The following is a 22,544-nucleotide window of genomic DNA, read 5'->3' on the forward strand; positions in this document are numbered from 1 at the left end:
AGCTATCAGCTATCAGCTATCAGCTATCAGCTATCAGCTATCAGCTATCAGCTATCAGCTACAAAATTGGTGAACATACCGAACAGTGTCAATATAAATCTAACACCTAAACCTAAAATTATCTGTAAGTCTAGGAGTGCTAGCAAGGCGGTAAAACTATTTATGCATAGGAGCATACGGTTTAAATAGTTTTACCAACGCAGCTAAAGCGAACTACACGCAGCAGACGTTCACCTAAGTAGTTTAGTCTAAGATAAGGCGGACACTCGACTTATCCCTATGAGCATACGTAGTTGTATGTGATTAGGGCCAACTATTTAGTGCCAAGCTTCGCATCTGCAAGTGTAGAAGTGCTGACAAGGCGAAGTGCTTTTTTATGCCAAGGAGCATACGTTTTTGTATGTGACTTAGGCTAAAAAAGCACGACAACGCAGTCAAAGCGAACTACACGCAGCAGATTACATTTGCTCCATGACTTCGATGCCTAACAGATCTAAACCCGTTTTCAGCGTATCTGCCACTAAATTACACAACACTAAACGGCTATCACGAACACTTGGCTCTACGCCCTCTTTAAGTACTGGGCAAGCTTCATAGAATGTCATGTATAAACTAGCTAGTTCGTATAAATAACCACATAATACGTGCGGTGTGGCTTCATTGATCATCAGATCAAGAACTTCTTCTAACTGTAATAATTTAAGCGCGAGGGTTTTCTCTTGCGGCTCAATAATACTTACATCGGCTTTTAAGCTTGCAGCATCAACGCCAGATTTACGGAAAATGCTGCGAACACGCGTATAAGCATATTGTAAGTAAGGGGCTGTTGCACCTTCAAAGCTTAGCATGCTGTCCCAGTTGAAGATGTAATCGCTGGTACGATGCTTAGAAAGGTCAGCATATTTAACTGCGCCAATACCCACTTTACGTGCAATTTCACTACGGTCTTCGTCAGATAAATCTGATTCACGCTCAGCCAATTTGGCTGCTGCACGAGTAATTGACTCTTCAAGTAAATCAGCTAATTTTACCGTGCCGCCTGTACGGGTTTTAAATGGTTTGCCATCAGCGCCCATCATGGTGCCAAATGGGCAAAACTCGTAACTAGTTTCATCGCGTAACAAACCGGCTTTACGTGCAGTTAGCTCTACTTGATTAAAGTGAAGGCTCTGGCGTGCATCAACAAAGATTAAAATACGCTCTGCACCCAACTTGTTTGAGCGATAATCACACGCTGCTAAATCTGTGGTTGCATATAAAAAGCCGCCACCTGATTTTTGTACGATAAACGCTGAAGGTTCACCGTCTTTATTTGCCAGCTCATCTAAAAATACCACTTGTGCGCCTTGCGACTCTACTGCGATATTTTTATCTTTTAATAAGCTAATAATATCGTTAAGTTCACTGTTATAAGCACTTTCAGCCATAATGTCGGCAGGTGTCAGTGTTACATTTAAACGCTTGTATACTTCTTCAGAATGCTTAACTGAAGTGGCAATAAATAGTTTCCACAGTTTTTCACAGTGTGCGTCGCCACCTTGCAGTTTAACTACGTAGTTACGCGCTTTATCGGCAAAGCCTTCTTCGTCGTCAAAACGCTTTTTCGCATCGCGGTAAAAGGTTTCTAAATCAGCAAGCGCAACAGTATCTAAATCAACACCTTGGTTAATTTGATCTTCTAAATGCGCAATTAGCATACCAAACTGTGTGCCCCAATCACCCATGTGATTTTGACGAACAACGGTATCGCCTCTAAATTCAAGCGCACGTACTACGGCATCACCAATAATAGTTGAGCGTAAGTGACCTACGTGCATTTCTTTTGCAAGGTTAGGCGATGAGTAATCAACCACTACTTTTTGTGGTTTGGCGTGCTCATTTACGGCAAGTTTTGCGTGGTTATTAGCAGCTTGTACGCTTTGAGCTAAAAACTCCGGCTTTAAGTGAATATTAATAAAACCAGGGCCAGCAATTTCCGTTTTTTCGGCAATGTCGCTTACATCTAACTGATCAATAATTTTTTGCGCCAATTCACGCGGGTTACTTTTCATTTTTTTAGCTGCGCCCATCGCGCCATTAATTTGGTAATCACCAAACTGTGGGCGAGTGCTTTGGGTAACCGCTGGGTTAGTATCTTCTGGTAGGCCTGCGGCGGTCATAGCGGCAATGGCTTTTTCTACTAAAATAGTACGAATATTCATAATATTATTTACCTTTATAAGCCCGCCAAAGCAGGCTTTGTGTTAATTCTAGAGGCTAAGTGCTAGTTTTCACGCGTGTGATTAAATGTCACTTCAGGGTAACGCTCTGTCGACAAGTTAAGATTTACACGACTCGGCGCGATGTAAGTTAAATTATCGCCACCATCAAGTGCTAAGTTGCTTTCGCACTTACGTTTAAATTCTTCAAACTTTTTAACATCATCACAGCTAACCCAACGGGCTGTATTTACATTCACGCTTTCGTAAATTGCATCAACGTTATATTCAGCTTTTAAACGCGCTACCACCACGTCAAACTGCAACACACCTACCGCACCTACAATTAAGTCATTATTAATTAATGGTCTGAATACTTGTACTGCGCCCTCTTCTGAAAGCTGTACCAGTCCTTTTAATAGCTGTTTTTGTTTTAATGGATCGCGCAGACGAATACGGCGGAATAATTCAGGGGCGAAGTTTGGAATACCGCTAAACTTAATTTTTTCGCCTTGGGTAAAGGTATCACCAATTTGAATCGTACCGTGGTTATGTAAACCAATAATATCACCAGCGTAAGCATCAGCTGCACGCTCACGATCGCCCGCCATAAAGGTTACCGCATCAGAAATACTCACTTGTTTACCTATACGCACATGATTCATTTTCATGCCTTGGCTGTATTTACCCGACACAATACGCATAAAGGCAATACGGTCACGGTGTTTTGGATCCATGTTGGCCTGAATTTTAAATACAAACCCAGTGAAGTTTTCTTCTGTGGCTACAACTTGGCGGTCTTCTGTTTCACGAGGTAAAGGCGTTGGCGCCCATTCAGTCAGTCCATCTAGAACATGATCTACACCAAAGTTACCAAGTGCAGTACCAAAGTATACAGGCGATAACTCACCCGCTAAGAACAGATCTAAATCAAACTCGTGTGATGCACCAATAACCAGCTCTAACTCGTCACGTAACTGGGCTGCAAGTTCATCACCAATCGCTTGGTCAAGCTCTGGGTTATCAAGTCCTTTAATGCTACGCACTTCTTGAATAGTATGGCCTTGGCCTGTTTTGTATAAAATAGTTTCTTCGTTATGGATATGGTAAACACCTTTAAATTCTTTACCACAGCCAATTGGCCACGTAATAGGTGCACAAGCAATATTTAGCTCTGTTTCTACTTCGTCGAGTAGCTCCATTGGGTCGCGAATATCACGGTCACATTTATTCATAAAGGTAACAATCGGCGTGGTGCGCAGGCGTGTTACTTCCATTAACTTACGGGTACGTTCTTCTACACCTTTGGCGGCATCTATCACCATTAAACACGAATCTACCGCGGTTAATGTACGGTAAGTATCTTCAGAGAAGTCTTCGTGTCCTGGAGTATCAAGTAAATTAACTAACGCATTGTTATATGGAAATTGCATTACAGAAGTAGTAACAGAAATACCACGCTCTTTTTCCATTTCCATCCAGTCAGACTTAGCATGCTGATTAGAGCCACGGCCTTTTACTGTTCCGGCTTTTTGAATTGCTTGTCCGAATAACAATACTTTTTCTGTGATAGTGGTTTTACCCGCATCCGGATGCGAGATGATCGCAAAGGTACGGCGTTTATTAATTTCGCTAAGGAGATTTTGGTCTGCCATTAAAAAGGTTCTTTTAGTTGATATACGGATGTATTTGTATTTTAGTATGCTGAGCTTTCAAGGCTAAAAACAAGCTAACCTAGAAAGCGCAACATACCCCAACAAGAACCCAAATTAGCTCTTGTGACGCTATCCGTTAAGTTAATCGTAATTGAAGACTATTTTCGCTGATCTTGGCTTTATAAACAATCAATGGTTGGTTATTAACGGATCTTTTTTAAGTTTGGTGTTTTCAGCGATTATTAACAATAACGCTATAAATTGCCCACTAACTTAACACCAAGCTTGAGTAATGGTTCTGTAAATCATATTATTGTTCGATTACATGGAGGATTTGATGTTGGGTAATGAAAACCAGTAAGCTAAGTATTCGATTATTATGGTATATAACTCCACTGGTTATACTGCCGTTGTTATTTTTAGGTGGGTTTACGCTCACTAATGTAACTAACTCTACGCAAAAACAAGCTGACTTGATCATGAGTCGCTTTGTAGAGCAACAACAGCAAAAAGTATTCAACTATATAGACTCTTTTCATGCAACGGCTAAGTTACTCTCTGCCTCACCGGTACTAAGTGACTTTTTAGCTAAAGATTTATTTGAAGACGCCAGCTATACCTATCGCCTTGGGGCGTTAATGGATGTATTTGCCAGTTACAGTGAAGCCTACCCTGATATTATTAGTATTAATTTAGTCTCAAAAACCGGTGAAAGTGATGCCTATTACTCCAGTAATTTAACTGTCGCGCCAAAGTCTTATCCGTTTTTTGACCAAGTCATACAAAGCAATTTAAGCCAGCAGCAGTTTATGGTGCAAAAAGAAGACGGCACCACCAACTTATATTTTGTGCAACGCATATACAGCGTTGACTACTATTTAAAACGCCCACAACAACTTGGTTTTATTGTCCTTAAGGTCGACCCTTCAATTTTAAACACCAGTATTTTAGAAGCCCCTTATAACAACACCTTAAATTTACTGCTCGCCAATGATGGTAAAATTTTATTTAGCTCTGATTACAAAATGCGTGGCCACTATGTTAGTGAGTATGAACTTAATAAAATTAATGACCTAGCTGATATTGGCAGCTTATCAACCATTGAGCTTTCGAGCGTTGATAAAATAGAACGATTGATTTTCGCAGCCCAAATGAGTGGCGGCTACTATTATGTGTCGACCATTCCTAAAGCGGTACTGTATCAATCAGGTAAAGCAATTAGTGTCATCACTGGGCTAATTGTAATTATTTCTGTGATCACCCTACCGATCTTAATTTTTATTGTGGTGCGCAATTTACTGCTTAACCCAATTGAATTACTAGGTGAAGCAAGTCATCGCGTTGGTGATGGCGACCTTTCAGTCACACTGCCTGCTTATACAACCGATGAGGTAGGCATACTGTTTAACGACTTTAATCACATGATTAACCAAATTAAGCACTATCAAGAGCAGCTAGAAGAATATAAGCATCACTTAGAAGACAAAGTAGAGAGCCGTACTAAGGCACTTGAAGCAATGAATAGTAAGCTTGAAACAGCCATCGCTCAAGCAGAGCAAGCAAACCAGCTTAAGAGTCGTTTTTTAGCCAATATGAGCCATGAAATTCGCACTCCGCTCACTGCTATTATGGGTTTTACCGAGCAACTACTGCATAGCGATAAGAAAACAAACGATAAACATCATTTAGGCACTATTCTTCGTAATTCAAAACATTTATTAGAGCTTATTAATAACATCCTCGATTTATCAAAAATTGAAGCCGAAAAACTCGCTGTTGAGCAAACGCCATTAAATGTTGTGCAGCTTATTCATGATGTTGAATCAATCATTAAACCTTTAGCACAAGAGAAACAGCTTTCATTTACAATTAATTATTCGCTACCATTACCACATACCATAAATAGTGACGTTACTCGTTTAAAACAAATACTGATTAATATTGCCAGTAATGCAGTTAAATTCACTGAACAAGGCCAAGTAACAATTACGGCAAAATTTCAAGCACCAAAAATACTAACATTCATAGTAGAAGACACCGGTATAGGCATGTCGGCAAACCAAATAAGTCGATTATTTACGCCATTTGAACAAGCCGATGCCACAACCACACGCCGATTTGGTGGTACAGGATTAGGGCTATGTATTTCAAAAAATTTGGCTCAACTGCTCGGTGGCGATGTCAGCGTAACCAGTGAAGTGGGTGTGGGTAGTTGCTTTACTATCGATATAGATTGCCATTTAGGTAATGGGCTTAGTAGTAACCTTTTTTTGACTGAACACTCTCAGCTATCACCCGAAAAAGACCCGCAACTTTCTTTTGCAACCAATAACTTTGATGCGCATATTTTAGTGGCAGAAGATAACCCCGATAATCAGTTGCTGATAAAATTACTCCTTCAAACATGGGGGTTAGAGCCTGATATAGCCAATAATGGCGCACAAGCAGTAGAAATGGCACTAGTGAACGACTATCAGCTTATAATCATGGATATGCAAATGCCGGTTATGGGCGGCTTAGAAGCAACTAAAATGCTCAGAGATGCCGCCTACGATGGCCCAATTATCGCCCTAACCGCTAATGTCATGAACCATGATATAGATACTTACCTTGAAGCAGGCTGTAACAAAGCGCTTGGTAAACCCATTGATAAAGACGCACTAGAAAATGTATTAGTCAGCTATTTACACCTTGAACGCGATAATCAAAATAAGTGGGATAGCTTATTAAAAAGTGAGAAATTTCAGCAAATAAATGCTAATTATTTGGCAAGTTTACCTGATTACTTAAAGCAGATAAAAACCCTTTATAACAACCAAGATTGCGAAACACTACGCGCACTTGCCCACAGTATTAAGGGCAGTGCTGGTTGTTTTAACTTTGATGATATTTACCATAGCGCATCAGCGCTTGAGCAAAGTTTAAAAGGCAATGATATGACTCAAAGAGAAAAACGCGTTGTAGAACTCATTACAGCAATAGAACAAGCCATCGCTAATAAGTAATCATTAAAAATTTAAACCCAGTGCCATGCCCATTAAAATCGCATCTTCAAAGCCATTTTTATTTGGCGCATCGCTGGGGTAATAATTTTTACGTACTGACATTTCAATAAAGCCCGCACGCTCATACAAAGCAATCGCCCGCGTATTAGACTCTCTCACTTCTAAAAATAAGTTTTCGGCACTGTGTTGCTCGCCGTACGCTATAAACTGCGTTAATAACTGCTTAGCAAATCCTTGTCCCTGAAAGCTCGGGGCGACACAAATATCCATTAAGGTAAAATCGGGCCCTGCTTTTTCACCAATGTAAAAGCCTATCATTTGCCCATCATCGAACGCAGCTAAATTGAAATAACGCCCCTGCAAACACGACTGCATGGTTTTTAACGTCCAAGGGTGTGTATGGCAGGCATTTTCAATAGCCATCAGTTCATTGATATTATCATCGGTAACCGACTTAAAGTGTATCAAGGTGTTCACTCATTAATGCCCATAACGCACGTTTTTGCGCACAGGTTAGGTTCGAATCAGGCAGGCCTAATTGTTGCTCACTAAACTCAATGGTTGGCGATTTAACAATTGAGTTTATTGTTACAGGTGCAAACGCACGCTCAATATCATCTTTTAATGTATCACAGAGTATTAACGATGAAGTCGCTGACGGCTCAGGTTGAGCTGGGCGAAAGTGTTGATTAAGTTCAAGCTTTTCTATACCAAAAACAGATGCGTAACGTGAATGCATAACAACTCGATGGATTAGTAAGATGAATAATATAGGAAGTAATCAAAACGATGTAAAGAAGAAATGGCAGGGGCGGAGAGATTCGAACTCCCAACCGTCGGTTTTGGAGACCGCTGTTCTACCAATTGGAACTACGCCCCTGCAATGACGATGAATTATAAAGACCTTTTGACAAAGGTAAAGTAAAAAATCAACTTTTTGGTTTGTTTGCTTTTTAAATAAACAAAACGGCGAATTAGCATGCTAATTTATGATTTTTCACTTTTTAACAACCACTCTCACTAGCTTATAGTGTCTTAGCTCACACAGTGTAAAACTAAAATAGATACTCTGACTTCAAATTAGCCATAGAGTAATTACCAGTAAACACTTAAACTTTAATTACTTTTAACTTCTTCAGCTCTTCTGTAATATTTAAAAGTGTTAATGGCTTAGGTAAAACCGCATTCGCGCCGCACGAAATTAAGCGTTCAGCTTCACTGCCAACCGTGGCAGCTGTTACACCAATAATAGGATTAGCAAAGCCTTGCTCACGAAGTTTAGTAGTTAGTTCGTAGCCATCACAATTTGGCATCATGATATCTGTAATGACTAAATCAAAATCGCCTGTGCCTGCCTGATTTAAACCAATAATACCATCCTCTGCCTCAGTCACTATCGCGCCATTTTGGCTAAGGATCTTACTAGCTACCATGCGCAAAATTGGTGTATCTTCGACTAATAGTATTTTTAGGTTTTGTAGTAATTCGAAATCATCTGTTAATAATGAAGTTGCATCATCCTCATCAACACTATGTAAAACAAAGGTAAGCTCAAAATTAGCGCCACCGTTTTTGCTACTAATATAGTTTAAATCCCCCTCTTCCAAAGTGTTAGCTATTTGCTTGCAGATATTAAGCCCAAGTCCAGTGCCTTCACTCAATGTCTCGCCACGCTCAAATGCATTAAACATCTTATCTCGAAACTTGGCATCTATACCTTTACCATCATCAATAACATTAATACGATAATGGGTTTTATCATGACTTAAAGATTCGGTTGATTTAATTACAGTGACTGTGCTGCCACCACTATGTAATATGGCATTCTTAATTAAGTTCTGAATAATTTGGAAGATAGCTTTAGTGGAGCCTATATGATGCTCTGTAACTGCTCTTTTTGCTGAGAAGTTAATAATAAAATTATACTTTTCGGCTAAAGGCTTTACTCCTTCAATCGCTCGTTCAACAGTATCATGAACCGATATAGTTTCATTATTTTTGTACATGCCTAACGAAGTACTATTAGAGGACGTCTTCATATCATCTAATACACACAGTAAGTGACTTGATAACCGCTGCACCTCTAAAATATTTTTCGAACAGTTTTGTTCAAGCTCAATATCTATCAGCATTTTTATGGTTGCAGCGGGTGTTCGCAACTCATGCCCAATGACCCCATATATTCGTTCGTTGGTATCTAATTGCGATTGAGTTTTATCGACTAGGACTTGATAACTATTAAGAAAATAATAAACTAAGATAGAAAGAACGATACTGCTAAACACAATGCGCACCACTATCGCTGTGGTTTGGGGCTCAGCATTGGCAAGTAACATTAATGGCGCAATATTTAAGATGCAAATGCAGATAATACGCGTTTTGCTCTTTAAGACGAGCACTAATACTACCACAAAAAGCGGCGCTAGACTTACCGGGATAACGCCATTAACCAAAATAAGAAAAGGAAAAGCCAACGTAATCAAAATAGCCAATAGCGTTAATAAGCGTTGTCGAATTTTTTTAAAGGCAATAGCGCTTAATGTGCATAACTCCCACACACCAATTATCACTAGTGATAGTATATTATTCTGCAGCTCAAGTATAAGTAAGCTAGTTGCAGTTAACAATCCACCCACACACAATAACCAAAGGATGAAAAGTTGCATTTGCTCTTCGAACCTATTAACCGTTGATGTATCAGTTATCACAAAAAACCTCACTACCCTTATATCAAGTTATGCTTCAATAAATAGCTATAGGAGACGTAGGATGGTATTTAACAATTTCCTCCTCCAATAAACAGCGTATTTTTGCTTGCTTGTCCATGTTATCAATATGGAGCTCTAAGCATTACAGTAGAAAAGCAAAGCATTAATAAAACGCTTTTATTCTTACCTGTGTTAACACATTCATTTTATTAATTTGTAGCTAGTTTCAGCGAAAGGGCTTACATCGTACACTGCAAATAAGGATAAAATTATGATCTCATACCTGAGTTGTTTGTTTTCATTTATATTATAGATACGTTTTCGAATTTAGCCGTACTTTTTACAGTGTCTACAAAGCGCAGCGCTACAAGGACAGTTTACCGAGCTTATTCAATGCCATTAAGGTTTTGATTGATATTCTTATGCACCCTACTGTGTCATTGTATTAATAAAGTTCTGCTTGGTGGTTTTAAATTAGGTGGGTTTATAATTGGGCGATGGTTAAAAAATTAATCTCCATATAAAAAAGCAAGCCATTAATAAAATAATGGCTTGCAGCATAGGATTATTCCCACTCGATAGTGGCAGGTGGTTTTCCTGAAATATCGTAAACAACGCGTGAGATACCGTCGATTTCGTTAATGATACGGTTAGAAACCACACCTAAAAACTCATACGGTAAATGTGACCAACGCGCAGTCATAAAGTCGATGGTTTCTACACAACGAAGTGAAACAACCCAATCATACTTACGTGCATCGCCCATAACCCCTACCGACTTAACCGGTAAGAATACAGTAAACGCTTGGCTTACTTTATGATAAAGCTCTGCTTTGTGAAGCTCTTCAATGAAGATAGCATCCGCGCGGCGAAGTAAGTCACAGTACTCTTTTTTGATTTCGCCAAGTACACGCACACCTAAACCTGGCCCTGGGAATGGGTGACGGTAAAGCATGTCGTACGGTAAACCTAGCTCTAAACCAATTTTACGTACTTCATCCTTAAATAACTCACGTAATGGCTCTACTAAGCCCATTTGCATGTCATCTGGTAGGCCGCCCACATTATGGTGCGATTTAATCACGTGTGCTTTACCAGTCGCTGAAGCCGCTGATTCGATTACGTCAGGGTAAATTGTACCTTGGCCTAACCATTTTGCGTTTTTAAGCTTTTTAGCTTGCTCATCAAATACATTAATAAACGTGTGGCCAATGGCTTTACGCTTATCTTCAGGATCTGATTTACCTGCTAAGTCATTTAAAAATTGATCTTCGGCATCTACTTTAACAATGTTTAAACCAAACTTATTGCCAAACATGTCCATTACTTGTTGACCTTCGTTTAAACGAAGTAGCCCGTTATCAACAAATACACAGGTTAGTCGCTCACCAATAGCACGGTGAATAAGCATAGCTACAACCGATGAATCTACACCGCCTGATAAACCTAAAATAACTTCGTCGTCACCTACAGTTTCTTTGATACGCTCAATGGCGTCATCAATGATTTTTGCTGGCGTCCATAATTTTTCACAACCACAAATATCAATAGCAAAACGCTCTAGTAAACGTTGACCTTGATGTGTGTGCGTTACTTCTGGGTGAAATTGTACACCGTAAAAGCGTTTTTCTTCGTTAGACATTGCCGCATGCGGGCAGGTAGATGTTTTAGCTGTGGTTTTAAACGTATCTGGAATTTCCATTACTTTATCACCGTGGCTCATCCACACATCTAGTACGCCATTGCCGCCATCAGTAATATGATCTTCAATGGCATCAAATAATGCACAGTTACCCACTTTTTCAACTTGTGCGTAACCAAATTCTTTTTTATCTGAGCTATGTACACGGCCGCCAAGCTGCGTTGCCATAGTTTGCATACCGTAACAAATACCAAGTACTGGAACGCCTGCATTAAATACATACTCAGGAGCGCGCGGGCTATTTTCAAGCGTGGTTGATTCTGGGCCACCAGAAAGGATAATACCTTGTGGGTTAAACTCGCGAATTTGCTCTTCGGTTACATCCCAAGCCCAAAGCTCACAATAAACACCAATTTCGCGCACGCGACGGGCGATTAACTGCGTGTATTGTGAACCAAAATCTAAAATGAGGATTCGTGAATCGTGAATGTCTTTGCTCATGAAGTATCTCGTAAAGTCAGGTGCTAAACGCCACCAGCTTAAGCTGTGTGACTATATTAGGGCTAACAAAGGTTAGCCCACTTTTTTCAAGTTGTTAAAGGCTGATTAGCCTAAACGGTAGTTCGGTGCTTCTTTAGTGATTTGCACATCATGAACATGCGACTCACCCATACCAGCAGAAGTTACACGTACAAACTGTGGTTTAGTGTTTAATTCTTCGATTGTGGCACAACCGGTTAAGCCCATTGCACTGCGAAGACCACCCACTTGTTGGTGAATAATGGTCGCAATTGGCCCTTTATAAGCAACACGACCTTCAATGCCTTCTGGTACTAACTTGTCAGCTTGGTTTGATTTTTGGAAGTAGCGATCCGATGACCCTTCTTTTTGATCCATCGCACCTAGGCTACCCATACCACGGTAAGACTTGTAATAGCGACCTTGATAAAGCTCCACTTCACCTGGTGCTTCTTCAGTACCCGCGAGCATAGAGCCAACCATTACACACGATGCACCCGCAACCAATGCTTTTACAATATCACCAGAAAAACGAATACCGCCATCGGCAATCACTGGAATATCGCGACCTTTAAGGCCTTCAACCGCATCAGAAATAGCTGTTATTTGTGGTACACCACAACCAGTAACAATACGTGTAGTACAAATAGAACCTGGGCCGATACCTACTTTAACAGCATCAACACCGGCATCTGCAAGGGCAATAGCACCTTCGGCAGTTGCCACGTTACCCGCAACAATTTGTAAATCAGGGTAAGCTTGACGAGTCGCTGCAACACGGTCAATAACACCTTGTGAGTGACCATGAGAAGTATCGATTAGTAGTACATCAACACCGGCTTCAACTAATGCAGCAATACGCTCATCAGTACCTGCGCCAACACCTACCGCAGCACCTACACGTAAACGACCTTGCTCGTCTTTACATGCATCTGGTTTGTCTTGTGCTTTTTGGTAATCTTTTACGGTGATCATGCCTTTAAGTTTAAACGCATCATCAACCACAAGAATCTTCTCAATGCGGTGTTCGTGCATTAAGCTTAAGATATCTTCGCGAGCCGTTCCCTCTTTAACCGTTACTAGGTTTTCTTTTTTCGTCATCACTGTTGAAACCGGCTGTTCAAGCTTAGTTTCAAAGCGCATATCACGACTAGTTACAATACCTACAAGGTTATTTTCGCTATCGGTGACCGGAAAACCTGAGAATCCCTTTTCCTGAGACAATTCAACAGCATCTGCAATAGTCAGATCGGCAGTAACTGTAACAGGGTATGAAACAATACCTGCTTCATAGGTTTTAACTTTACGAACATTTTTCGCTTGTTCTGCAATGGTCATGTTTTTATGAATAAAACCAAGACCACCTTCCTGGGCGAGGGCAATAGCTAAACGAGCTTCTGTAACAGTATCCATAGATGCTGAAATGAGCGGCAAGTTAAGTTTGATACCACGCGTTAAGCGAGTTGAAATATTTGCCGTATGTGGCAAAACAGTAGAATGACCAGGTACTAAAAGTACGTCATCAAAGGTAAGAGCTTCTTTAGCGATTCTAAGCATTTTGGCAACTTCTCACATGTGGATCTAAGATAAGGAATTGCGGCCAAATTTTAACAGCGTTGTAGGCACTAGTAAATAATATTTTGTATTTATTTATGATAAGCTAGATTTATAAATGTTTTTTGGTAGTTTTTATGTTTTCTAAGCCCTCGCAAACGGTTTATACCGTATCTCGCCTTAATCGTGAAATACGTGCCCTACTTGAACAAGGTTTTGCGTCTTTAGTACTCACTGGTGAAATTTCTAACTTTATTGCGCCTGCTTCTGGGCATTGGTATTTTTCGTTAAAAGACGATAAAGCGCAAATTAAAGCCGCCATGTGGCGAGGCAATAATCGCAACCAAAGTTACCGACCAATTAACGGCGCACAAGTAACCGTTAAAGCACGTGTATCTTTGTACGAACCCCGTGGTGACTACCAGCTTATTGTTGAACATATGGAGCCTGCCGGCGAAGGGCAACTTAAGCAAGAGTTTGACGCGCTAAAAATGCGTTTGGCTGCAGAGGGCATATTTAGCTCCGCTTATAAAAAGCCCCTGCCCCAAAACATAAATCGCATAGGGGTGATCACCTCACCTACAGGCGCCGCAATCAAAGATATTTTAACTGTTTTAAAGCGTCGTGCGCCGCAATTAGAAGTGGTTATTTACCCTGCGATGGTGCAAGGCAAAGAAGCGCATGGCCATTTAATCAAGCAAATAGAGCTGGCAAATTTACGTAATGAAGTCGACGTTATCATTCTCGGACGCGGTGGTGGTTCATTAGAAGATTTATGGTGCTTTAACCATGAACAACTTGCTCGTGCTATTTATCAAAGCTCGCTGCCTATTGTGAGCGCTGTTGGCCATGAAATAGATACCACAATTAGCGATTATGTCGCTGATGTTCGCGCCGCAACCCCTTCTGCAGCCGCAGAGCTCGTAAGCCCCAATACACAAGAGCTACATAATAGGGTTAATCAGTTAATTAATCGTTTAGCGAATGCATTTAAACACGACATTGCCGATAAACGCGCACTAGCCATACAATTGCAGCATCGCCTTAATTTGTGCCACCCGCGCAATCAGCTAAACCAAAAATCACAACGCTTAGATGAGTTGAGTATTGCACTGCAACAGGCAATGCGTCAGCGTTTATATCAACAAGAACGCGTGTTAGCTAATTTAACACCCAGACTAATGCGCCAATCACCAGATAAAAAGCTAGCAAATGCAAACCATCAGTTAGCACAGCTCCATGCAAGGCTAAATCAAGCGATGCAGCAACAACTACAACACGCAAATAATACGCTTGCCTTACAAGCAAGTCGGCTTGATTCGGTCAGCCCCCTTAATGTATTAGCGCGCGGTTACAGCATAACGAAAACAGCGCAAAATAAAGTGGTTAAATCAGTGGAAGATGTAAAAGTGGGTGATGTATTGATCACTGAGTTAGTAGATGGCCAGGTTATTTCAAAGGTAGAAGCTTAGCCATATTGCTAAGCGCTAGCCTTGCGTACTAACAGTAAACTCAATACGGGCATCGTTAGATTGAGATGCACTGAGTTTAAATTGCTGCCACCAAGGTTCAAGGTGAAGCTTATCGTTAAGCTCGCGCCATAATTTAGCCCCATAATTAACGGCATGTTGATTTATGGTAAGCTCAAACTTGCAAATTGTTTGCTTACACTTAAGCGCTGTAAGCTCAGCGCTATCTGCAAACTCATTAATAATTAAAAAGTCAGTTAACGCGACTTCAAGCTCGTAACTCCATTCGAGATTATCAGCCTCTTGCTCAAACTGTATTGCGAGCTCATCATCAAGCTCTACACTTTCTAATTGATTTAACTTTAGCTGTTGTTGAGACTGCTTAAGCTGGATTGATTTTTTTTCAAGCCGCTGATTAAGCTCAACCACATGTTGTGCTAGCTGAGTTTGTTGATCAGCCACTTGGGCTTTATTAACCTGCACTAAGCCTTGCAAAGTAGTTGGCTGATTATTGACTTGAGTGTTAGCCGAAGAGATTACAGCTTGTTTGGGCGCTGAGGAAACACGAGTGGAATCTTTAAAAAACAAAAAGTAACCACTTGCTAATGCCACGCCTGAAGAAAAACAGAGCAGCATAGCCACAAAGTTACTTTTATATATCATTTCTAGGTACTCAAAAATTAAAGCATTGCACTGGTGTGCGATTCGTTTTCTGGCTCAGGATATTCTAAAAAGTTTTGGTTCATACTTTCTGCCGGGCACTCACAATCAGGGCGACCAATAATTTTTGCAGGTACGCCAACAGCAGTTGTGTGAGGTGGTACAGGGCTTAATACCACTGAACCTGCGCCAATACGTGCGCCCTCGCCTACTTCAATATTACCCAACACTTTAGCGCCCGCCCCAATAAGTACGCCCGCTCTAATTTTAGGATGGCGATCGCCTTGCTCGTTACCCGTACCACCTAGTGTAACCGATTGTAATATAGATACATTATCTTCAATTACGGCGGTTTCACCTATAACAATACCGGTGGCATGGTCAAACATGATGCCTTGGCCTACTTTGCAAGCAGGGTGAATATCAACCCCAAACACCTCTGAGGTACGACTTTGAATAAAGCGCGCAAGCTCTTTACGGTTTTGTTGCCATAAGCAGTTAGCTAAGCGGTGTGCTTGTATGGCGTGAAACCCTTTTAAATTTAAAATCACAGTAAGGTAGGTTTCGGCGGCAGGGTCACGATCTTTTACTGCTTTAATATCATGAGCAACATGTGTCAGCATGCGGTCACACTTTACAAAAGCTTGGTCAAACAGCTCACGGATTGTAAAAGCAGAAACCACAGCATCAGCTAGCTTGTTAGCAACAATAAAACTCAATGCCGACCCTAAGCACTCATGATTTAAAATACACGAATACACATGGCTCGCTAAAAGGGGTTCACGAGTTACTACTTCATTTGCTTCACTACGAAGCTGTTGCCAAATTTCATGACGCATAATACTGCCTTAAGTTATTACAAAGAGCCTATGACCAATTCTAACGGATTTAGCCGCCTAGGTGTTAATCCCTTCGTTATTTGTTCTGGTTATTATATATAACCAGTTAAGTTTCAGGTTTATATTACTTTTTTCAAGTCATGTCATATGACAGCTAGGCAGGTTTGACCATTTGTGCAAAAATAAAATAAGTTAATAAAAATCAACAAATAACAACATATGACAGCACGTGTGTCATGTGCCAAAATAGCCACTGGCGTACTGCTGACGGCGTAAAAAATAATAATAAACGCTAAATTAGCATCATCAACTCAACAAGGATAACGATGATGAAAAACGACATATTAAATACAAAAAAATTAGGCTATAAATTTTACTTTCAAGATGGCGATAACCAAATAGCCTGTTTTGGAAGCTACTTTACTGGTAAAGAAGAAGTCTATGTTAACGATGACTTAGTTAGCAGCAGACGCAGCGTTAATATAAAAAGCTCACACACATTTGATTTTGAAAATTCGCAGTACCAAGTGAAATTTGACATGCTCAATATACTGACAGGACGACTTGAATGCACTCTTTACAAAGATCAAGAAGTGCTTGCCAAGCAAGTTCAAAGTAGTCTTCCTAGCGATCCTAAAAAAGCAGCTTTATTTATTCTAGGCTGTGCATTAGGTGGTGCAGTATTTGGCTATACCACTGCAGCAGTAATGGAACTATTTGTAGGGAAACTTTAACATGCAATTAAACCCTACAACGGTAAAGTCGCTCAGGCACACATTCGATTGGACACAACAACAGCTTGCCGATGCCTGCGATGTAAGCTTGCGAACCATTCAACGAGTAGAAAAAGAAGGTGCAGCCTCAAAAGAAACCACCATGGCCTTATGTGCGGTATTTGAAGTACGCCAAGGTGAGCTTATTAAGCTTGATGAAAACAACCAAAATGATGCCAATAACAGTCCATCTAAAAGTTTTATTGCAGGTTTGATTATTAGCTCTGTTATTAGTTTTGCTCTTGGTGCAGCCTCAGTACTTTTAGTAAGTAACTAGTATTTACAACCTAAAATATAAAAATGCCCCAATGCTTACTGCACAGGGGCATTTTTTAATACTTAAAAACTTAAATTATTGAAATACTTTATCCACCTTTACTACTTCAATATTTTTTGCAGGAATTGCCAGTTTATAATCAGCAATTACCTTATCTTCAGCCACTAACTCGGCAGGCTTATCGGTGTTATACTCCATAGGCGAGGTTTGCATAGTTGCTAAACGTTTTTGCATATCTTCACCATCACCGGTAACAAACACATAGTGAATATTCTCAGTTTGTAGGTTGTCTTTAATCACTCGATTTACATCGTCAACAGTCAATGTTTTCAGTTTGCTTGTGACGTAGTTTACAAAACTATCGGTGTTATAAAACTCGCTATCTAGCGCATAACCTAACTGGCGATTTTGACTAGCAACCATTTGTGGCACAAAGTTAATTAAAAAGTTACGTGTGGCTTCAAAATCTGCCTCAGTCATACCATTTTTAATCAACTTATCCAGCTCAAATAATGCGGTACGGGTTGCAAAATGCGCATCGTTGTTTGAGCGCAGTGGACGCAGCCACACTTGGAAAATTTGCTCAGAGCGTCCTAAGTTTGCATCTGGCTTAGTTTGAAACATACCACGAGGGAAGTATTCAATGTAGGCGTAATCACCGTAATTCATGCCACGCGTTTGACGAATACGTTCGTACAAGTAACTGTTAGAACTGCGATGCTCACCAAAGTACGAACGCACTAGCCACAATGCGGTCCAGTCTTCGCTGCTACGAATGGTATCAATAGGAAACCCGAACGACACAGCCGTTGATTGCGCTGACTTTTCAACAATCGTTGCATGATGACCTTTAAGTTCTGGCGCATCAGGGATTGTTAAGCGGCTTTGTTCGCCTTTAGGGAGTGTCGCTAAGTCAGCTAACATTTGTGCTTTGAGTTTTGTAGGGACTGCACCAATTAAACCCACAGTAAGTTTAGCTTGTGTAAGCTCAGCATTATAAAACGCTTTAACATCATCAAGGGTCAGCGCTTCTAAATCTGATAAGTCACCGTAGTTATAGCTTTCATAAGGGTGGCCTTTATAAAGCACACTGTAGAGGACTTCTTTACCCAACTCTTCATCATTAGAAGCTTTTAAACCCGATTTAATGCCATCGATCATTTCTTTTTTCAGACGCTTAAAGTCATCTTCTCTAAAGCCTGGGCTTAATAGCTGCTCACTCACTAAGGCATACCACTGAGCTGCATTATCTTTATGAATACGCCCTTGGAACGACAGCATTTCTTTATCTATTTGATAACCAAAGCTACCCGCCAGCGGGTACATTGCCTTTTTAATATCTTTGTAACTCATTGAGGTTGAGCCACCTTGCGCCAGCATTGCGGCAGTCAGTGCCGCCACGCCTTTTTTACCCTGCGGATCGGCAGCGGCACCGGTATTAAATAATAAGTTAATATCGATTAAAGGCGAGCTATTAGTTTTATCCAGCACTTTAAAGATAGGCTTACTCGGTACTTGCTGATACTTAGCTACCAAGGCATCTAAGTCGCTTTCTTGTTCAAAACCTGGGGCTTTATCAAGTGCCGACATAGTAATTGTGGTGCGCGCATTATCAACAAAGTACTTATTGGCAACGGCTCTAATATCTTCGCTAGTGATATTGTCTGCCGATTTATACAGTTGGTTAATTACCTCAGGATCGCGCTCAAAATGCATATAGCTGGCAAGTGTAGAGGCAATTGCTTGCGACGAATCTAAACCATTTATAAAGCTGTATTTAAGGTTAGACTTTAAATCGCTAAGTTTTTGGCTATCAACCAACTCGGTACGCGCTTTGGCATACGTACGATTAATGGCATCACGCACTGTGGCTAAATCATCGGCATTTTCTACTTTTACAAATACATGCAGTAACCCTGGATCTTTAGTTTCAGGGTTATAGGTAAACATTTGACTCGCTATTTGCTTTTCTACTACCAGCTCTTGGTAAATATCTGAATTGCTCGAAAAATAAAGCTGCGACAGTAAATCTAATGCGGCTCTGTCTTTTTTCTGAGGCTCCCATGCAGCGCCTTTGTACGACACGAGTAACCAGTGACCAGGTAATCCTTCGTTTTGCTCATGCACATATTTTGGCGCTTGCTGAGTTGGCTCTTTTGGAATATCAGCAACATAGTCGCCTTTTTGCCAATTACCCCAGTGTTTTTTAACCATCGCCATGGTCTCTTTTGGATCAACATCACCAACAATCACAAGCGATACATATTCAGGCTTATAAAACTTATCAAAAAACTCTTTACCGTAGGCCATTTGATCTGGCATAGCTTCAATGTCTTCAAAAAAGCCCATTGTAGTGTGTTTATAGGTATGTTTTTCGAACGCTTCTTGGCGTACCGCACTTAATAATTTACGAATTGGACTGGCGTTATTTTTTAAGTACTCGCCTTTAACCGTTAGCGCTTCGGTTCTAAATTGCTCTTCGGTGTAGCTTAGGTTTTGAAAAATATCAGCTTCAATCTCAAGTACTTTATCAAGATGTTGCTTTGAAAAATTTAAGTGGTAGTTAGTGTAATCGTTAGTTGTGTAGGCGCGGTTATCAACCCCTGAATTTTTTAGAATATCTGAATACACATCTTGCGGAAACTTTTCAGAGCCTTTAAACATCATGTGTTCAAAAAAGTGAGCAAAACCAGTTTTACCTGCTTCCACTTCATTACGCGAGCCAACAGATACCGGTATTTGTAGCGATACTACATCTGGGTAATCGGTTTTAACTACCATCACACGTAGGCCGTTATCTAGCTCTTCTATTAGGTAATCTTGTGAAAAAACACGCTCATCTGCTTTATTAACTTGTTCTTGTTGAGCTGCTGTTTGCGTGTTTTGACTTTGCGGCATAGCACAACCTGTTAAGGCCAGCGATACCGCTAGGCTAGTTGCCAATAATTTAAATTTCATTGTTATCCCTTTTTAAATTGAGCAATTTTTAAAACATTTACCAAACTAAGTATGCCGTAAAGTAATTAAATATAAGAGCCCTAAGCCTATTAATTATGTAAACAACTGTGTCAGTTATTTAATTTAACTATGAAAATAATTCACGTTAGTTGAGAAACTTTCAACAAAATAAATCTATCTAGACGTCTAAATGGCTGCTATATTAAATCCATCATCACAAATTAAGCTGGAATGAGGATTATGGCTTTATCACTTCAAGAAAAAATACAGGACACCAACCAAGGTGTTTACCTTATTGGCACAACACCGCCAAAAATTGGGACTGATAAAGCGCAATTAAAAGTCATTGCCGAAAAGTTATTAGGCCGTTTACACGAAATTGAATATGACGGTGTGATTATTTATGACATTCAAGATGAAAGCAGCCGTACAGAGCAAGCGCGTCCATTTGCATTTAAGCAAACAGTTGATCCGCGCGAGTACAGTCAACTCTTACGAGGCTTATCTGATCTTGATGTAATTACTTATAAAAGTGTAGCTCAGCGCGGTGTGAGTGAGTTTAAAGCGTGGTTAGATGAAACTAAAAATGACTACGATTTAAAAAACGTGGTGTTAGTGGGCAGCCCTTCATCAGCAGGTGATATAAAGCTGAGCTTACCGAATGCCTATAAAACACTAGCAGAGCAGTCAGAAGACTTCTTTTTAGGTGGTGTCACTATTGCTGAGCGCCATGCCAATAAGCGCAACGAGCACCAACGATTAATAGAAAAAACAGCACAAGGATGCCAGTTTTTTATCTCTCAAGCCGTGTACAACGCACAAGCAACCATAGATTTAATAACCAGTTATGCGCGCACATGCAAAGCACAAGGCCTGACACCTAATCGGATTATATTGACCTTTACGCCTTGTGGTGGTGAAAAAACCTTAGAGTTTATGCAGTGGCTAGGCATCTCAGTGCCAGAGGCAACTAAATGGCGCATGCTTGATTCGGAAAATACACTAAGCGAATCGGTACGTATTTGTCGTGAAAATCTCGACTCAATTTTAAAAAGCTGTGCCCACTTAGGTGTACCACTGGGTTTAAATATTGAAAGCTTAACCAATCGTAAAGAAGAAATAGATGCATCAATTAACTTATACCGTTTATTAAAAGCAACGATGGAACTCAACCTTGCGGAGAAACTAATAGCTTAATTACGGGGTTCGGGGTTCGGGGTTCGGGGTTCGGGGTTCGGGGTTCGGGCAGAATGATAAGCTACATAAAATAAGCCGGTTCAAGTAGTTAGCTTCGTTTATTTTAATAAGTACTAACTTGATCTGTGAGGTTTGAACAAAGCTAGTTTTTCGATGCCATGAGATGGAGTCCACCGTTTGAACTCCACAAAGCCATGCTTTTTGTACAACTTTATTGCAGGCTCGTTAGCTACAGCCGTTTCTACAATGGCTTTTGTATATTCGAATGAGCCAAGAACGTAACTAAGTAATTTGTTTGCAATGCCTTTCCTAAAATAACTTGGGTCAACAGTTAAGCTGTCGATCTCTAAATGCTTACCTTTTAAAGTAATCTCTATAACTGCGGCAATAAATCCATTTTCAATAAAACCATAAAATAGGGTTTTGGAACTTTCTATATCTTTGGCACTGCGCGATAACGGTGGAAAATTAAGAGTACCAATAAGTTTAGCTTCAACTTTATAAGAATTTTGAAAGACCTCGAAAATTTGATTGGCAACTTCTTTATTCGGATTATCAAGCTTGTTTATCATAGTATGGTTGTACTCAAAAATTTGCATTGCTTCTAACAACGCCTAATTAACAGGCTAAAACGGGTGAGGAGCAAGTTCTGTTTAAAGCTCTTGTTATATGCCGTAATCTCGTTCTACTTTTGAAATACGAACTTTGAAAGATTCGTACCAAGATTTACGTCCAGTTTTTTGAGCTTCTAAATGCTCTGAGTTAGCTTTCCACTTTTTAATTGAATCGAGATCTGTCCAATAAGATACTGTTATGCCAACATCTTCTCTTGCTGATTCCACTCCCAAATAACCAGGCTGTTTTTCTGCTAATTCAACCATCCTATTTGCCATCTTACCGTACCCATTATCACCTTCCGTGCGTGTAGAAGTGAAAATTACAGCAAAGTATGGAGGTTTTGGTGTGTCTGCGATAACTGGCATTGTAACTCCTAGGCATAGACATAATGACTCCCACACGGTGTTAGCCTCCGCTTTTCGTGGGTTAGCTTAATTCAAAGCCAGAGCCATAATTAGTTTGTCAAATAACT

General features: G+C 40.3%; 17 protein-coding genes and 1 tRNA gene. 5 read left to right on the forward strand and 13 right to left on the reverse strand.

Annotation, left to right across the window (positions count from 1 at the left end; all coding sequences use genetic code 11):
* Positions 1 to 458 precede the first annotated feature (458 nt).
* Together argS and prfC are read right to left on the reverse strand one after the other, a co-directional pair.
* Positions 459 to 2,201, reverse strand: a complete 1,743-nt coding sequence (argS, locus tag N523_RS0115485) for an arginine--tRNA ligase (protein WP_028833914.1) — start codon at positions 2,199 to 2,201, stop codon at positions 459 to 461.
* A 62-nt stretch (positions 2,202 to 2,263) separates the two neighbouring features.
* A complete protein-coding gene (gene prfC, locus N523_RS0115490) occupies positions 2,264 to 3,853 on the reverse strand; it encodes a peptide chain release factor 3 (protein WP_028833913.1) in 1,590 nt (529 codons plus the stop codon).
* Positions 3,854 to 4,200: 347 nt separating this feature from the next.
* On the opposite strand from prfC, the gene N523_RS0115495 reads away from it, so the two are divergent.
* Positions 4,201 to 6,858 (forward strand): ATP-binding protein, encoded by a 2,658-nt coding sequence (locus tag N523_RS0115495; protein ID WP_028833912.1) that lies wholly within the window; start codon positions 4,201 to 4,203, stop codon positions 6,856 to 6,858.
* A 3-nt stretch (positions 6,859 to 6,861) separates the two neighbouring features.
* Here the strand turns inward: N523_RS0115495 and rimI are convergent, their stop codons facing one another.
* From rimI to guaB, 6 genes are all read right to left on the reverse strand, one after another.
* Positions 6,862 to 7,326, reverse strand: coding sequence for a ribosomal protein S18-alanine N-acetyltransferase (gene rimI / locus N523_RS0115500; RefSeq protein WP_028833911.1), 465 nt, complete (start codon positions 7,324 to 7,326; stop codon positions 6,862 to 6,864).
* Positions 7,313 to 7,597 (reverse strand): hypothetical protein, encoded by a 285-nt coding sequence (locus N523_RS0115505; protein ID WP_028833910.1) that lies wholly within the window; start codon positions 7,595 to 7,597, stop codon positions 7,313 to 7,315. Before N523_RS0115505 ends, rimI begins: the two co-directional genes overlap by 14 nt.
* 64 nt (positions 7,598 to 7,661) lie before the next feature.
* Positions 7,662 to 7,738: transfer RNA gene (locus N523_RS0115510), tRNA-Trp, on the reverse strand.
* A 229-nt stretch (positions 7,739 to 7,967) separates the two neighbouring features.
* A complete protein-coding gene (locus N523_RS0115515) occupies positions 7,968 to 9,350 on the reverse strand; it encodes a response regulator (protein ID WP_231485841.1) in 1,383 nt (460 codons plus the stop codon).
* A gap of 781 nt (positions 9,351 to 10,131) precedes the next feature.
* The gene (gene guaA / locus N523_RS0115520; RefSeq protein WP_010387703.1) at positions 10,132 to 11,709 is read right to left on the reverse strand and encodes a glutamine-hydrolyzing GMP synthase; all 1,578 of its coding nucleotides are present in this window, start codon (positions 11,707 to 11,709) and stop codon (positions 10,132 to 10,134) included.
* 105 nt (positions 11,710 to 11,814) lie between these two features.
* Positions 11,815 to 13,284 carry an IMP dehydrogenase gene (guaB, locus tag N523_RS0115525; RefSeq protein ID WP_008110278.1) on the reverse strand — a complete coding sequence of 490 codons (1,470 nt, stop codon included), beginning with the start codon at positions 13,282 to 13,284 and terminating at the stop codon, positions 11,815 to 11,817.
* A 134-nt stretch (positions 13,285 to 13,418) separates the two neighbouring features.
* Between guaB and xseA the strand changes: the two genes are divergently transcribed.
* Entirely contained in the window at positions 13,419 to 14,753 is a 1,335-nt protein-coding gene (xseA, locus tag N523_RS0115530) for an exodeoxyribonuclease VII large subunit (protein ID WP_028833908.1), read from the forward strand.
* 15 nt (positions 14,754 to 14,768) lie between these two features.
* On the opposite strand, the gene N523_RS0115535 is transcribed toward xseA, so the two are convergent.
* Both N523_RS0115535 and cysE read right to left on the reverse strand, forming a co-directional pair.
* Complete coding sequence (locus tag N523_RS0115535) at positions 14,769 to 15,413, reverse strand: hypothetical protein (RefSeq protein WP_028833907.1); 645 nt, start codon at positions 15,411 to 15,413, stop codon at positions 14,769 to 14,771.
* Between the two features lie 17 nt (positions 15,414 to 15,430).
* Positions 15,431 to 16,249 (reverse strand): serine O-acetyltransferase, encoded by an 819-nt coding sequence (gene cysE / locus N523_RS0115540; RefSeq protein WP_010387694.1) that lies wholly within the window; start codon positions 16,247 to 16,249, stop codon positions 15,431 to 15,433.
* A 326-nt stretch (positions 16,250 to 16,575) separates the two neighbouring features.
* Between cysE and N523_RS0115545 the strand changes: the two genes are divergently transcribed.
* Both N523_RS0115545 and N523_RS0115550 read left to right on the forward strand, forming a co-directional pair.
* Complete coding sequence (locus N523_RS0115545) at positions 16,576 to 16,983, forward strand: hypothetical protein (RefSeq protein WP_036949621.1); 408 nt, start codon at positions 16,576 to 16,578, stop codon at positions 16,981 to 16,983.
* Position 16,984: 1 nt separating this feature from the next.
* A complete protein-coding gene (locus N523_RS0115550; protein ID WP_013465706.1) occupies positions 16,985 to 17,299 on the forward strand; it encodes a helix-turn-helix transcriptional regulator in 315 nt (104 codons plus the stop codon).
* Positions 17,300 to 17,374: 75 nt separating this feature from the next.
* Here the strand turns inward: N523_RS0115550 and N523_RS0115555 are convergent, their stop codons facing one another.
* Entirely contained in the window at positions 17,375 to 20,257 is a 2,883-nt protein-coding gene (locus N523_RS0115555; protein ID WP_028833905.1) for a M16 family metallopeptidase, read from the reverse strand.
* Between the two features lie 240 nt (positions 20,258 to 20,497).
* Here N523_RS0115555 and N523_RS0115560 point away from each other — a divergent pair, with 240 nt between their 5' ends.
* The gene (locus N523_RS0115560) at positions 20,498 to 21,454 is read left to right on the forward strand and encodes a methylenetetrahydrofolate reductase (RefSeq protein WP_008110265.1); all 957 of its coding nucleotides are present in this window, start codon (positions 20,498 to 20,500) and stop codon (positions 21,452 to 21,454) included.
* Between the two features lie 113 nt (positions 21,455 to 21,567).
* On the opposite strand, the gene N523_RS0115565 is transcribed toward N523_RS0115560, so the two are convergent.
* Positions 21,568 to 22,026: a GNAT family N-acetyltransferase gene (locus N523_RS0115565; RefSeq protein ID WP_028833904.1), complete on the reverse strand. Its 459-nt coding sequence runs from the start codon at positions 22,024 to 22,026 to the stop codon at positions 21,568 to 21,570.
* A gap of 93 nt (positions 22,027 to 22,119) precedes the next feature.
* Positions 22,120 to 22,437 (reverse strand): antibiotic biosynthesis monooxygenase family protein, encoded by a 318-nt coding sequence (locus tag N523_RS0115570; RefSeq protein ID WP_028833903.1) that lies wholly within the window; start codon positions 22,435 to 22,437, stop codon positions 22,120 to 22,122.
* Positions 22,438 to 22,544: the final 107 nt, after the last annotated feature.

Origin of the sequence: Pseudoalteromonas sp. 23_GOM-1509m (assembly GCF_000518425.1) — a bacterium.
GTDB lineage: Bacteria > Pseudomonadota > Gammaproteobacteria > Enterobacterales > Alteromonadaceae > Pseudoalteromonas > Pseudoalteromonas tetraodonis.

Excerpts from the sequence above, each read along its gene's own strand:
- argS (WP_028833914.1), bottom strand. The coding sequence starts at position 2,201 with ATGAATATTCGTACTATTTTAGTAGAAAAAGCCATTGCCGCTATGACC.
- prfC (WP_028833913.1), bottom strand. The coding sequence starts at position 3,853 with ATGGCAGACCAAAATCTCCTTAGCGAAATTAATAAACGCCGTACCTTT.
- N523_RS0115495 (WP_028833912.1), top strand. The coding sequence starts at position 4,201 with ATGAAAACCAGTAAGCTAAGTATTCGATTATTATGGTATATAACTCCA.
- N523_RS0115505 (WP_028833910.1), bottom strand. The coding sequence starts at position 7,597 with ATGCATTCACGTTACGCATCTGTTTTTGGTATAGAAAAGCTTGAACTT.
- guaA (WP_010387703.1), bottom strand. The coding sequence starts at position 11,709 with ATGAGCAAAGACATTCACGATTCACGAATCCTCATTTTAGATTTTGGT.
- guaB (WP_008110278.1), bottom strand. The coding sequence starts at position 13,284 with ATGCTTAGAATCGCTAAAGAAGCTCTTACCTTTGATGACGTACTTTTA.
- xseA (WP_028833908.1), top strand. The coding sequence starts at position 13,419 with ATGTTTTCTAAGCCCTCGCAAACGGTTTATACCGTATCTCGCCTTAAT.
- N523_RS0115535 (WP_028833907.1), bottom strand. The coding sequence starts at position 15,413 with ATGATATATAAAAGTAACTTTGTGGCTATGCTGCTCTGTTTTTCTTCA.
- cysE (WP_010387694.1), bottom strand. The coding sequence starts at position 16,249 with ATGCGTCATGAAATTTGGCAACAGCTTCGTAGTGAAGCAAATGAAGTA.
- N523_RS0115545 (WP_036949621.1), top strand. The coding sequence starts at position 16,576 with ATGATGAAAAACGACATATTAAATACAAAAAAATTAGGCTATAAATTT.
- N523_RS0115550 (WP_013465706.1), top strand. The coding sequence starts at position 16,985 with ATGCAATTAAACCCTACAACGGTAAAGTCGCTCAGGCACACATTCGAT.
- N523_RS0115555 (WP_028833905.1), bottom strand. The coding sequence starts at position 20,257 with ATGAAATTTAAATTATTGGCAACTAGCCTAGCGGTATCGCTGGCCTTA.
- N523_RS0115560 (WP_008110265.1), top strand. The coding sequence starts at position 20,498 with ATGGCTTTATCACTTCAAGAAAAAATACAGGACACCAACCAAGGTGTT.
- N523_RS0115565 (WP_028833904.1), bottom strand. The coding sequence starts at position 22,026 with ATGATAAACAAGCTTGATAATCCGAATAAAGAAGTTGCCAATCAAATT.
- N523_RS0115570 (WP_028833903.1), bottom strand. The coding sequence starts at position 22,437 with ATGCCAGTTATCGCAGACACACCAAAACCTCCATACTTTGCTGTAATT.